We start from the raw sequence: 13,502 nt of genomic DNA on the forward strand, positions 1-13,502 counted from the left end.
AGGGATTATTTTGGAATTAGAAAAGAATGTAAAATCAGAAAAGCGTCAAGGTTTTTTTAACAAAATGCTCGATAAAATTGAATATGCAGGAAACAAATTACCTGATCCGATCGTATTGTTTGTTATTCTCTCTGCAATCATTATTTTGGCTTCCTATGTATTATCATTATTGAATATTTCTGCTGTAAATCCTGCAACTAATGAGAAAGTGGTTGTTCATAATCTTCTTTCTAAAGACGGATTGATTGAAATATTAACTGGTATGGTAAAAAACTTTAGTGAATTTCCGCCTCTCGGAGCGGTATTAGTCGTGATGATTGGTGTTGGTTTAGCTGATGAAAGCGGATTTTTTTCGGTATTAATGAAACGAGCGGTCGTGGCCACACCAAAAAAGATTATTATTCCTAGTATTATTTTTATTGCGATTGTTGGAAATGTTGCTGCAGATGCAACACAAGTTGTTTTACCGCCGATAGCCGCAGCTGTGCTTATGGCTTTCGGATATCATCCGCTCGTTGGACTTGTAGTTGCATACGCTTCGACAGTTGGTGCCTTCTCAGCCAATATTATGATTGGAATGACCGATACGTTAGCCGCTGGATTCACAGAAATTGGTGCAAAGGCAGTTAATCCTGATTATGTAGCGAACCCTGCGATGAACTATTATTTTATTGCAGTATCTGCATTTTTCCTATTAATTGTTGCAACTTGGGTCACCTATAAATTTACGATTCCTCGATTTGGAACATACACTGGTATGGCAGTCGAAATGGAGAAAATAACTGAGCTTGAAAAACGCGGATTAAGGTGGTCTGGAATAGTTTTTCTCGTATTTATTATCATTACTTTAATTTTAGTTTTGCCGCAGAATGGTATTTTACGAAACCCAGAAACAGGATCGCTCATTCAAGATTCACCATTTATGGCAGCGATTGTGCCATTAATTACGATTTTCTTTTTAATACCGGGTCTTTTTTATGGTTTGGGGTCGAAAACAATTCGTTCGTCAAAAGATTTTGCTGACATGCTAGGAAAAGCGATGAGTACGATGGGGCCATATATCGTATTAGTTTTCGTTACAGCACAAATGCTCGCATACTTTAGCTCAAGTAATTTAGGTCCGATTATTGCTATTAAAGGAGCAGAATTTTTAGAGTCTGTTGGATTTACAGGGATCCCACTCTTCATTTTCTTTATTATTTTTGTTGGATTTGTTAATATTTTGATCGGAAGTGCTTCAGCAAAATGGGCAATTCTTGCTCCTATTTTCGTGCCAATGTTTATGATTCTTGGATATGATCCTGCGTTCACACAGGCAATGTATAGAATAGGAGATTCAATCACTAATCCAATCACACCAATGTTGCCGTATTTAGTGTTATTATTATCATTTGCGAAACAGTATGATAAGAAGACAGGTCTTGGTACATTAATTTCAGCATTATTCCCATACACAATATTTTTCGGAATATTCTGGATACTGCTGTTAATTGTTTGGTATTTGTTAGGAATACCTGTAGGTCCACAAGGGCCAATTTATTTACCATCATAAAAAAGCTTAAAAATATATGTTAATAAAATATTAGGAAGAAAAAAATGAACCTCTTCCAATTAAAAGGAAGAGGTTGGTATTTCTTCATGAGATACTTGTACTTGTTGGTCTTCTTCATTTACTTTATGGTGATTTCTTATCACTTCGATCAGCTTAATATGATGGTCTTCTTTCTCAAGAATTTTGAAGGAATATGTGTCGTGCTCGACAACATCCCCCTCTTTAGCATCAAAATTTTCTGTTAACAGCCATCCGCCTATCGTATCAACGTCTTCATCATCAATATGAAGGTTTAATAGCTCATTTACTTCACTTACTAATACTTTAGAGTCAATAATATAATGGTCATCATTAATTTTTTGAATTGAGGGCATTTCATCTAAATCAAACTCATCTCTTATCTCACCGACGATTTCCTCGATAATATCTTCAACTGTTACAAGTCCGGATGTTCCCCCATACTCATCCATTAATATTGACATATGAATTCGTTCTTTTTGCATTTTAATAAGTAACTCATGAATTGGTATTGTATCAATCACACGAATAATTGGTCTGATATATGAATCTAGCTTTGTATTCGCCAGTTCTTTATTAACAATTAAATCAGTCAAGACCTCTTTCACATTAACTAGACCGACAATATGGTCTTTATCTCCTTCAGTAATAGGATAACGAGTAAATTTTTCTTCGCGAACTGTTTGAAGGAATGTTTCAAGAGTATGGTCCTTTTCCAACGATACAATTTCTGTACGTGGGACCATAATTTCCTTAGCAATTCGGTTATCAAATTCAAAAATATTATTTACATATTTAAACTCAGATTGGTTGATTTCACCACTTTTATAGCTTTCAGACAGAATAATGCGAAGTTCTTCCTCAGTATGAGCCAGTTCATGTTCAGATGCTGGTTTTAGCCCAAATATTCTTGTAATCAATTGAGCAGATCCATTTAATGCCCAAATAATCGGATACATTACTCGGTAAAATAAAATTAGCGGTCTTGCAGTATATAAGCTTACCATTTCTGCTTTTTGGATAGCTAATGTCTTTGGTGCTAACTCGCCAACGACAACATGTAAGAAGGTAATAAAGGCGAAAGCAATTCCAATAGATAGAATAGAAGCTGCTGAGTCGGGTATGTTAAATTTTTCAATTAGCGGTCTTAATAGATGAGCTACTGTTGGTTCACCTAACCAACCTAGTCCTAAAGCTGTAATCGTAATCCCGAGCTGACATGCTGATAAATATTCATCTAGGTTTGAAATGACTTTTTTTACTGCAACAGCACCTTTGTTTCCTTCCTCAATTAACTGGTCAATTCGAGAACTTCTAATCTTAACGATCGCAAATTCCGAAGCGACAAAAAAGCCTGTCAAAGCAATTAAAATGGCTAAGATAACCAAGTTTAATATGTCCAAATAAGTTTCCTTATCTCGCCTTTACGAGTAAGGAGTCACCTCCCGATAAATTCAAAAATAGTTAACTTGTAATAACCAGGAGAGATTGAAGTAAGGCAGATCTTTCATTCGTTAATTTTTTTGCTAAAGCTTCTTTTGGTTTATCATCCAATTTTTCAATAAGCGGTAATAAATCGGATAACTCGTCTTGAAGTTGTTTCATTTGTTGAGCTAAAGCATAGATTTGCTTCTCAACCTCGGTTTCTTTAATCTCCCTTGATTTCTTTATTTCCAGTTTCCTCTTAATTTCTTCCAAAGGAAGATGTAGTTTCTTGTATTTTTCTATAAATTTAAGCGTATCTAATGAATCTTCAGAATATATACGGTAATTAGATTTAGAGCGATTTGCTTCCAGTAAACCAAGACTAGTGTAATAATCAATGGTCCTTTTGGAAACGTTTGCTAAACTAGCTAATTCTCCAATTCGATACACTGCCCCATTTTATCACCTCAACATATAAAATTAAGAATATTATAGATAAATTAAACTGTACAGTCAAACGTTATACTTTAAAAAAGGTTTATTAATGAAGTTTATGGTGCAAACAAATTTCTATGAATAGCGAAAGATAAAATCAGTAAATATTGGACTCTTTTTGTTACTTTGCATTTTCATCAATTCCTTTATAAAAATCTATTTCCTCAAAAATCCTATTCGTTCAACTAATAATTGATAAAATAGGTAAATGCTTTGACACGATTTTTTTTTTTTTTTATCGCATATACTAATATTCAAATGAATGTTTGAATGATGGCAGGTGAAATAGTTGTATCAAGATGATGTTTGTGAAATAACAAGTGTTGATGAGAAAAAAGCTAATAAAGTAAAAGCAATGCTTTTAGAGCAAAATACAAGCGAAGTTTCCAAAATGTTTAAAGCACTTTCAGATGATACCCGAGTTAAAATAGCTTATGCATTAACTTGTGAAGAAGAATTGTGTGTATGCGATGTCGCGTATGTTGTTGGCTGTTCAACAGCGACCGCTTCACATCACTTACGATTATTAAGAAATTTAGGATTAGCAAAATATAGAAAAGAGGGAAAATTAGTCTACTACTCTCTAGACGATGATCATGTAAAGCAATTAATCCACATTGCAACGACCCATCAAAGGGAGGTGACCGAACGTGACAGAACTAGCAAAAAAAAATAATGAAAAGGCTGTTTATCGAGTAAAAGGGTTTTCTTGAGTGAGCTGTGCAGAAAAGTTCGAACAGAACGTAAAACACCTGGATGGTGTTGTCGATGCGAATATTAACTTTGGTGCTTCAAAGATAACTGTTTATGGAGAAGCTTCGATTAAAGAATTAGAAAAGGCAGGAGCTTTTGAAAATTTAAAAATTATTCCTGAAAATGAGTCTTTTATAAATGAAAAAACATCATTTATAAGTAAGTACTGGAGTGTTTTACTATCTAGCCTGTTTTTACTAGCTGGCTGGTATGGACATTTTTCAGCTGGCGAAAATAGTATGATAACGGTGATTGCATTTGCAATTTCAATTATTGTTGGCGGCTATCGTTTATTTCTAACAGGTTTAAAAAATCTAATTCACCTTCAATTTGACATGCGGACGTTAATGACTATAGCAATCATTGGGGCCGCAATAATTGGAGAGTGGGGCGAAGGGGCAACAGTTGTCATTCTTTTTGCCATTAGTGAAGTTCTTGAAGCATATTCAATGGATAAGGCAAGAAAATCTATTCAATCATTAATGGATATTGCGCCTAAAGAGGCGGTAATTGTGCGAAATGGAAAAGAATTAATAATTCCTGTTGAAGAAATATTAGTTAATGATGTGATGGTTGTCAAACCAGGACAAAAAATTGCGATGGATGGAATTGTATTGACAGGAAGTTCTTCTGTAAATCAAGCGGCAATTACTGGCGAATCAATTCCTGTTGCGAAAACTTCAGGAGATGAAGTGTTTGCTGGTACGTTAAATGAAGAAGGTTTGCTTGAAGTTAAAGTAACAAAACGAGTTGAGGATACAACATTAGCAACGATTATTCATTTAGTAGAAGAGGCTCAAGCGGAGCGAGCTCCATCACAAGCGTTTGTAGATAAGTTTGCAAAGTATTATACTCCTGCGATTATTTTTGTTGCTTTTCTTGTGGCGACGGTTCCGCCGTTTTTGTTTGGAGGAGATTGGAATACATGGATTTATCAAGGTCTAGCTGTTTTAGTTGTCGGTTGTCCGTGTGCTCTCGTCATTTCAACACCAGTCTCCATTGTGACAGCGGTTGGAAATGCAGCACGCAACGGTGTGCTAATAAAAGGCGGAGTTTATTTAGAAGAAGTAGGTGCTTTAAAAGCAATTGCATTTGATAAAACAGGAACATTGACAAAGGGAGTACCAGAAGTTACGGATACGATTGTTCTTCATGAAGGAATTACTGAGCAAGCTGTTTTACAAAAAGCCGCATCTTTAGAAAAAGGATCGCAACATCCTCTTGCAGCGGCCATTATTAAAAAAGCAGAGCTCATAAATGAGGAGCTAAAGTTCGCCGAAATTACTGATTTCACCTCAATTACTGGAAAAGGAGTTTCTGGCTTTATTAACGGAGAACAATACTTTATCGGAAGTCCAAAACTATTTGCAGAACAGTATAAACAATTATTTACGAATGATCTAAAAGAGAAAGTACTTTTATTGCAACAACAAGGAAAGACTGTTGTACTTATTGGAAATAGAACGAATATTTTAGCTATTATTGCCATTGCAGACGACGTGAGAGATCACGCTGCCGACGTAATTAAAAAGCTTCATCAAGTTGGGATTGAAGATACAATTATGCTTACAGGGGATAATATAGGTACAGCAAAAGCAATCGGAAAAAAAATCGGCATTCGAAAATTAAAAGCTGATCTTCTCCCAGAAGAAAAGCTTTCAATCATTAAGAAGTTACGTAAAGAGCATCATTCAGTTGCGATGGTTGGAGATGGTGTAAATGATGCACCGGCATTAGCTGCAGCAAATGTTGGTATTGCCATGGGAGGAGCTGGAACAGATACCGCGTTGGAAACAGCTGATATTGCTTTAATGGGCGACGATCTAAAGAAATTACCTTTTATAGTAAAGCTAAGTCGTCAAGCACTTCGTATTATTAAACAAAACATTACCTTTTCATTAAGTATTAAATTACTCGCGCTTCTATTAGTTATACCTGGATGGTTAACGTTATGGATTGCCATTTTTGCCGATATGGGCGCGACATTGATCGTAACCTTAAATGGCTTAAGACTTTTAAATGTAAAAGAAGAAAAATATTAATAAAAAAGATGCTGTTGAGGAAGTCAGCGAAAGCTGACTTCCTCAGACTGTTGACAAACGAACTCATAAATGATGATAGCTCTATTCGCTTCCACCTCTTCAGCACACCTTGATTGGCACGCATTTTCTAACTCCTTTGGAAATCGATTCAATAATCAACTTTCTTTGACAGTATCTTTATATAATCGCCTTTTGAAAACGATTACATTTTCTGTTGTTAACTTCATTTTTATTTTTTTAAGCTAGTTTACCCTCTGCGGCTGGAAGCCTAATGATAAATGCAGTACAGTTTGGTTCTGAAATACAACTTAAGCTCCCTTTATGTTTTTCAATAATTTCGCGGCAAACAAATAATCCTAAACCTGTTCCAAGCTTTTTTGTTGTTACGAACGGTTCAAAAATGGTCGCTAATAAATGACTAGGAATCATCGGTCCATTATTAGCAATGGCGACTAATATTTTCTTTCCTTCAGTAAGTGTAGCTGTAATTTTAATTGTTGGATCGTTACAATTATGACTCAATACATCGATTGCATTAAAAATAATGTTTATAAAGACTTGTCTAAATTCATCGGCATAGCCAAACAAGTATAGGTTCTCTTCAATTTCTTTCATGACTTTTACCTTGCCATCTAATATGCTTGGATAAAGAAAAATTAACACTTCTTCAAGCATTTCATTTAGGGAAAATACTGTTTTTTCTTTACCGATTAGTTCTTTTTTGGAAAGAAGAAGAAACTGTGAAATACGAAAATTTAATTGATCAAGCTCATTTGAAATAATGTTTAAGTAATTCATATCAGGATGTTCGGCTCTGAGTAATTGAATAAATCCTTGTACAGATGTAAGCGGGTTGCGAAACTCATGAATAAAGCTTGAAGTCATTTGACCAAGGAGTGTTAACCGGTCTTTATGAGTCGAATCAATATAATTTGTCTTCTCTTCAATAATTTTTTTTTTTGCATCTGTATATTGAGTAACAGTATATATAAAAAATTGATCAAATAAGTAATTCATTCTCTTTAAAGCTGCTCTAATTTCAGCTAAGCTTAAATTAGAATCGTTTAAAAGCTCCAGTAATATTGATCTCGCAAGATTAACAGTAAAGGCACATTCTCCTACATTCATGTTTGTTGTCACATAATTTTCTGCAACGCGACGGGCTAGACTTTTAAGCTTTTTTTCAAGCTCATCGTTAGAGTAATAATAGCTTTCTAACAAAATATAATACATTTTCTTACCGTTTTCGATCACCGTTTTGCTAAATGGAGGATCATAGCGCACTAAAACTTTTTGTTCCCAACCGCTAATCAGTTCTTCTCCTTTTTCTTTTAAAAAATCAAATAGCTTTTCCTTCGTAGCAACTGTCATGTTTTTCCCTGGTTACGTAAAACATAAAACAAACAGAGGAAAGCTGAAGTATATGTGAAATATAATGAAAAATTGAATAAGTGAAACTTTCCCACATTAATAATCGTCTTATGTTTTAAAACCAGTTTGCACCTCCTTTATCGTAAAATTTGCTCAATCAACTGTCATCTAAGAGGAATTTTAAAGGGTTCAATGTTAAATCGACATGGCTAGTTACATCAAAATAAAAATAAAAAAATATTTTAGTATAAATATGTTTGTCACTGTATGTTAATTAATATATATTCTAATATTATATAATTCTCGTTATTTTGAAAAAATCCTTTAAAAAATATGCGAAAATATTGAATTTTCATATTAGTCTTTTGTCCAGTTTTCCTTGTCAACATGAGAAAAAAGTAGTATATTCGTATCAATAGCCAAATTACATATTTCCACAGGGGGAGCTGCTAAAAAGCGGCTGAGAGTGAATGAATGAGTTCTGACCCTATGAACCTGTTAGTTAATGCTAGCGTAGGGATGTGGTTTTGATGGATAAAAAAGCAATGTTGGACCATCTCATACCGTCCTTCATTGCTTTTTTGCTTTTTTATTTAGTCTGCAAAAGTCCATTAAAACAATTTACCCTCTTGACGCATTGTCTACAAAACAAAAAAGTAAAGGGGAAAATGGATGTGAAACAAAGACAAACAATATTTTTAGTAGAAATAGCTGTTTTTACAGCACTAGCTTATTTGCTAGATTTATTATCTGGCTTTATTTTTTCGCGAATATGGCCGCAAGGGGGATCTGTTTCAATTGCTATGGTCCCTATATTTTTGATGGCCTTTCGCTGGGGGATAAAGGGAGGTATGTTAACAGGTTTATTGCTAGGCTTGCTGCAAGTCGTACTTGGCTGGTCACATATATACACTCCCGTACAAGGCTTTATTGATTACTTTGTTGCTTTTACTGTTGTCGGTGCAGCAGGAATTTTTGCTTCACAAGTAAAGAATGCGCTTAATAATCAAAAAAGAGTTAAATGGATTGTTTTTGTAACAATGGGCACATTTATTGGAAGTGCACTTCGTTTTCTTGCTCATTTTTTTACTGGTATCGTCTTTTTCGGTGCGTATGCGCCAAAAGGTCAACCGGTTGCACTTTACTCACTCATTTATAACGGTACATACATGCTGCCAAGCTTTATTTTAAGTGCAATTATTGTCATTCTTATTATATCAACAGCACCAAAAAAAATAATAAATTAAAGGCTTTTTGTTACTAGTTACAAACGCCTAATTGGAATACTTTACAATGTTGTTTTATTCGTTTATTTTGCTTTAAATCATCGTCATACGGGTATTAGAATCCAGGAAGGAGAATTATTTCTTTCCTGGATTTTTAATGTTGGTGTATTTTTATTCAATTTCAATTAAAATATTAATTAAGAAGCTAATCTTTCGAAGGTAGGGAAATTCAATGCTTCAAACATTAAGAGAAAACATCCGAAAGCCCTATTTCAAAAAAATGATGTTATTACTAATATTAATGGTGATTTTAAGTTTTCTGCTATTTTATAGCTATTTTTATCATAAAGCTGATATTAGTACGTTAGACGCTGGCTTTGCGCAGGCAACAGTGATCTATGACCGAAACGGTGAAATCGCTAGTAAAATATCAGCTAATAAAACTGAAGGTATATCAATTAAACAAATGCCAAAACATTTGCAAGATGCAGTTATTGCTATCGAAGATCATCGTTTTTATGAACATCACGGAATTGACTATCGCGGGATGACTAGAGCATTTTTTCAAAATATGAAAGAGGGAGAAATTGTTCAAGGCGGAAGTACAATTACACAGCAGTTAACTAAAAATGCGTTACTATCACCTGAAAAAACATATAAACGAAAAATAGAAGAGTTATTTCTCGCTAAAAAAATTGAAAAAGTGTATACAAAAGAGCAAATATTAGAAATGTATTTAAATAAAATCTATTTTGGTGAAGGCGCTTGGGGAATAAAACGGGCTGGAATGAAATATTTTGGAAAAGACGTGAACCAATTAACTATTAGTGAAGCGGCATTGCTTGCAGGATTAATAAAAGCTCCATCTAACCTTTCACCTTATAAAAATATTGATAAAGCGAGAGAAAGAAGAAATATTGTTCTTAGCAGGATGAAAGAGTTTGGATTTATTAAAGAGGAGGAATATAAGAGAGCACTTAAAGAAGAAATTGTACTTAATGACAAAAGTGATGATCCTTTTAATGGGAAATATCCATATTACGTTGATCATATTTTAGTTGAAGCAATTGAAAAATACGGTTTTACATTAGATGAAATCTTAACAGGCGGGTTTCAAATTTACACTGAATTAGACGATTCTATGCAATCGGCAGTTGAAAAAACATACAAAAATGATCGCTTGTTTCCTAAAGGAACTGAGGAGCAAATTGTTCAAAGCGGTGCTATTTTAGTTGATCCAAAAACTGGGGGAATTCGTGCTCTTGTCGGTGGCAGAGGAACACACGTATTGTTAGGGTTAAATAGGGCGACACAAATTAAAAGACAGCCGGGATCTGTAATGAAGCCGCTCGTCTCATATGTTCCAGCACTCGAAAAAGGCTGGAAAATAACTGATAATTTAAAGGATGAACAAATAAGTTTTTCAGGCTACGAGCCAAAAAACTATCATGGACAATATGCAGGAAAAGTTCCGATGTATGAAGCAGTGATAAAATCTTTAAATGTTCCCTCAGTTTGGTTACTAGACGAAATTGGGATTGAAGCAGGACTTGATTCGCTTAAAAGATTTGGAATTCCATTAGAAGATAAGGATCGTAACTTATCACTTGCACTTGGAGGTATGAACAAAGGGCTGGCTCCGCTTCATCTTGCCGAAGCGTATTCAGTGTTTGCAAATAAAGGAGAAAGAATTGAAGCACATGCGATTACAAAAATTTTAGATTCTGAAGGCAATCTCATAATAGAATGGCAGGAAAAGAAAAATCAGGTGACAAGTAAAGAGGTAGTCGATAAAATGACAACAATGCTTCTAGGCGTTGTTGAGTTGGGGACAGGTAAAGGAGCACAAATACCCGGCCGAGAAGTAGCTGGAAAAACAGGATCAACTCAAGTACCAATTGAAGGAATCAATGGCGTGAAAGATCAATGGTTTGTAGGGTACACACCACAGCTTGTTGGTGCGATTTGGCTGGGATATGATGAACCAGATGAAACGCATTACTTAACAACAACAAGTAGTGAGGGAGCGGCGTTGATATTTCGAGAAATGATGACTGAAGCATTAGGAAATACGAAAGCAGTATCGTTTAATGTCCCACACTTAAACCCATTCATAGTGGAGAAAGAACGTAAAGAGAAGAATAGAAGAGAGCAACAGAAAGATTTAAATGAAAAGGTAAAAAAGGAAAAAGAAAAATGGGAGAAAAAAGTTGAAAAGGAAAAAGAAAAATGGGAGAAAAAGATCAAAAAGGAAAAAGAAAAATGGGACAAAAAATTTCAAGAACAAGATGATGAACAATAACGAATTGTAAATAACAGTTTATCATCTAAAACACCGTTTGATAAGTTCGAACGGTGTTTTGATTTTTTTAAAACATTTGCCTAAGATTGAGATTTAAGGAGTGATTAATAGCATCAAAGGGCTTTTCTCTATTCCACTAATATTATTTTTAATAACTTATTTTTTTCCTATAAACCAAAGCCCACGATTTTTTTTGAAAACCCTTATTATATTTTAAAAGGGGAGAAGTATTTCCCGAAAATTATTTATACTCAGTCTCGAGATGGAGACGAAAACCATCATCGGTCCATTAAAAATAAACGAAATTAGACATATGATAAATGTAGCAAACAAAAAAGAACAGGGGTATAGCAATGAAAAAATTAAAAGAAATCTTTCAAAATAAAACCTTTGCCAGACTATTTCTTGCAAATTTTACTCAACAGATGGGAAGTATTATCGGGCTTACAGCATTTATGTATTATGTACTTGATCGTTTTACAAATCAGCCTGTATATGCAACTGTAACTGAGTTAATGTATTCCTTGCCGACGATAGTCGTATTTTTCCTTGTCGGAGTATTTGCAGATCGGTTAGATCGACAAAAAATAGCCTATTACTGCAATTGGATTTCGTCTTTCCTATCGCTTCTGTTAATTGGGGTCATTATGATTGGTTGGATGCCGCTCATTTTCACGATTTTATTTATTAGAAGCGCTGTAACAAAATTTTTCTTTCCAGCTGAGCATGGGATGGTTCAAGGAATTTTAAAAAAAGATGATTACACAACAGCTGCTGGTTTAAATCAACTTGTTGGCAGTTTATTTATGTTATTTGGAACAGCCCTAGGAATATTTGCTTTTCGATCAGTTGGTATATATGGAGCGATTCTTGTCGATGTTGTTTGTTTAGCATTCAGCGGACTGCTCATTCGAGGTTGTCGAATTGCAGAGGAAGTTCGTTTGCCAAATGGACGGCATAAAATAAAAGATTTAAAAGTTTCATTCGTATTAAAAGAATTTAAACAAGGATTTACTTATGTTGTAAAGCATAAGCTATTATTCTCACTAATTATCGGATTTTTCATTTTAGGAATTGTGAACGGCGGTATTACAGTGATGCCAGTTTTTTATTTAAAATACAAGCTTGCCCCTGAAACATACGAACAGCTTGCAGCTATTATAGGAGTCGTTACCGGCAGCGGTATTTTATTAGGAAGTGTTATTGCCACGATCTTAGTTCAAAAATTTAAGTTATATAAGCTTATGATTATTGGTCTCGCGATTCCCGGCATATTCATTGTATTAGCTTCGCTAACTAATAGTATTTACACGTATATTCCGTTAATATTTCTAGCTACTTTATCTTTTCCGATCATTAACATCTCACTTGGGGGTTGGATGCCAAGTATCGTTGATCCGAAAATGATGGGCCGGGTTCAGGGATTAATCAATCCTTTAATGATGCTATCCCAATCGTTTATCCTCGGATTTATCGCTTACAGTTTTCCTAAATTTATTACTATTGAAGCGATTTACTGGATAGTTGGCGGAAGTTTACTAATTGTTTCTATTTTTTATTTAATGGTCCTCCCTAAAAATGTAAAAGAATTTGAAGGAACATCACAAACATCAATAAAAGAAAGTAAAGCATTATAATATGAAAAGTCTAATATTCCGTTAAATCGCGGCACAATACGTAAGGGAATAGGATAGAAAAGCTAACAACGAAGAATCCGAGCAGTACTATTTTTCGTTTATAAGAGAAGAGCTAAAAACGAAATACTGTTTGGATAATGGCCGAAATGCAATTCCTCCTATCCGTATGTTTAAGTATTGATTATAAAAGGCGATTCATGATGTCTTAGACGTTGAAAAGGACTTCTAGACTGTTAATAAAGTTCATTCATTTGGCGAAGAATGTTATCTTTTGACACGACGAGATCATAAATTGCCATATATGGATTTAAATTGAGCGTTTCTTGGGTTGAAATCATGGAGAGTACGACCTGCATTTACTTTATTTTAATATACAGGAAAAAGCTCATTTTTTAGAGGGAAGAAATATTTTTAATGGTAATGACACTAGTTGATTGGAGTGGAAGGCGGTGACTCCTACGGGAAAGCGAGACAGACGAGATCCGCACGAAGCGCAGGAGGAGGCTCGTCGCTCGTACGCGGAAAGCGTCCGCCAGGAACTGAAATCAACGGGTTCCAAAAAGGCGAGTAGATGAAACGACAAGTCGCTCACCTATTCGCTATGAAATCCCTTTGAGGACTTTTTCAGTGCCCCCTTTTATGGAGGGCTTTTTTTAATAGAAAAAAAAAGTTAAGATAAAA

General features: G+C 34.7%; 9 protein-coding genes and 1 riboswitch. Of the genes, 6 read left to right on the forward strand and 3 right to left on the reverse strand.

What is annotated here, in order from left to right; translation table 11 throughout:
- Positions 1-64: 64 nt before the first annotated feature.
- Positions 65-1,552, forward strand: a complete 1,488-nt coding sequence (locus tag K6959_RS03200) for an AbgT family transporter (protein ID WP_223088290.1) — start codon at positions 65-67, stop codon at positions 1,550-1,552.
- 59 nt (positions 1,553-1,611) lie between these two features.
- Here K6959_RS03200 and K6959_RS03205 read toward each other — a convergent pair whose 3' ends face one another.
- Positions 1,612-2,973, reverse strand: a complete 1,362-nt coding sequence (locus K6959_RS03205) for a hemolysin family protein (RefSeq protein WP_163238928.1) — start codon at positions 2,971-2,973, stop codon at positions 1,612-1,614.
- 61 nt (positions 2,974-3,034) lie between these two features.
- Positions 3,035-3,445: a MerR family transcriptional regulator gene (locus K6959_RS03210; protein WP_223087605.1), complete on the reverse strand. Its 411-nt coding sequence runs from the start codon at positions 3,443-3,445 to the stop codon at positions 3,035-3,037.
- A gap of 334 nt (positions 3,446-3,779) precedes the next feature.
- Here K6959_RS03210 and K6959_RS03215 point away from each other — a divergent pair, with 334 nt between their 5' ends.
- Positions 3,780-4,166, forward strand: a complete 387-nt coding sequence (locus K6959_RS03215; RefSeq protein ID WP_262421878.1) for an ArsR/SmtB family transcription factor — start codon at positions 3,780-3,782, stop codon at positions 4,164-4,166.
- Positions 4,141-6,285 (forward strand): heavy metal translocating P-type ATPase, encoded by a 2,145-nt coding sequence (locus tag K6959_RS03220; protein WP_163238932.1) that lies wholly within the window; start codon positions 4,141-4,143, stop codon positions 6,283-6,285. The genes K6959_RS03215 and K6959_RS03220 overlap by 26 nt, the downstream gene beginning before the upstream one ends.
- A gap of 237 nt (positions 6,286-6,522) precedes the next feature.
- On the opposite strand, the gene K6959_RS03225 is transcribed toward K6959_RS03220, so the two are convergent.
- A complete protein-coding gene (locus tag K6959_RS03225; protein WP_223087607.1) occupies positions 6,523-7,656 on the reverse strand; it encodes a histidine kinase N-terminal domain-containing protein in 1,134 nt (377 codons plus the stop codon).
- A 429-nt stretch (positions 7,657-8,085) separates the two neighbouring features.
- A riboswitch (TPP riboswitch) is annotated at positions 8,086-8,193 on the forward strand.
- Positions 8,194-8,324: 131 nt separating this feature from the next.
- On the opposite strand from K6959_RS03225, the gene thiT reads away from it, so the two are divergent.
- From thiT to K6959_RS03240, 3 genes are all read left to right on the forward strand, one after another.
- Positions 8,325-8,903 carry an energy-coupled thiamine transporter ThiT gene (gene thiT / locus K6959_RS03230; RefSeq protein WP_316252542.1) on the forward strand — a complete coding sequence of 193 codons (579 nt, stop codon included), beginning with the start codon at positions 8,325-8,327 and terminating at the stop codon, positions 8,901-8,903.
- Between the two features lie 211 nt (positions 8,904-9,114).
- Positions 9,115-11,184 carry a transglycosylase domain-containing protein gene (locus tag K6959_RS03235; protein WP_218943865.1) on the forward strand — a complete coding sequence of 690 codons (2,070 nt, stop codon included), beginning with the start codon at positions 9,115-9,117 and terminating at the stop codon, positions 11,182-11,184.
- A gap of 353 nt (positions 11,185-11,537) precedes the next feature.
- The gene (locus K6959_RS03240) at positions 11,538-12,821 is read left to right on the forward strand and encodes an MFS transporter (RefSeq protein ID WP_223087611.1); all 1,284 of its coding nucleotides are present in this window, start codon (positions 11,538-11,540) and stop codon (positions 12,819-12,821) included.
- Positions 12,822-13,502 lie beyond the last annotated feature (681 nt).

It is taken from the genome of Bacillus aquiflavi (assembly GCF_019915265.1).
In the GTDB taxonomy this organism is placed as follows: Bacteria; Bacillota; Bacilli; order Bacillales; family Cytobacillaceae; genus Bacillus_BT; species Bacillus_BT aquiflavi.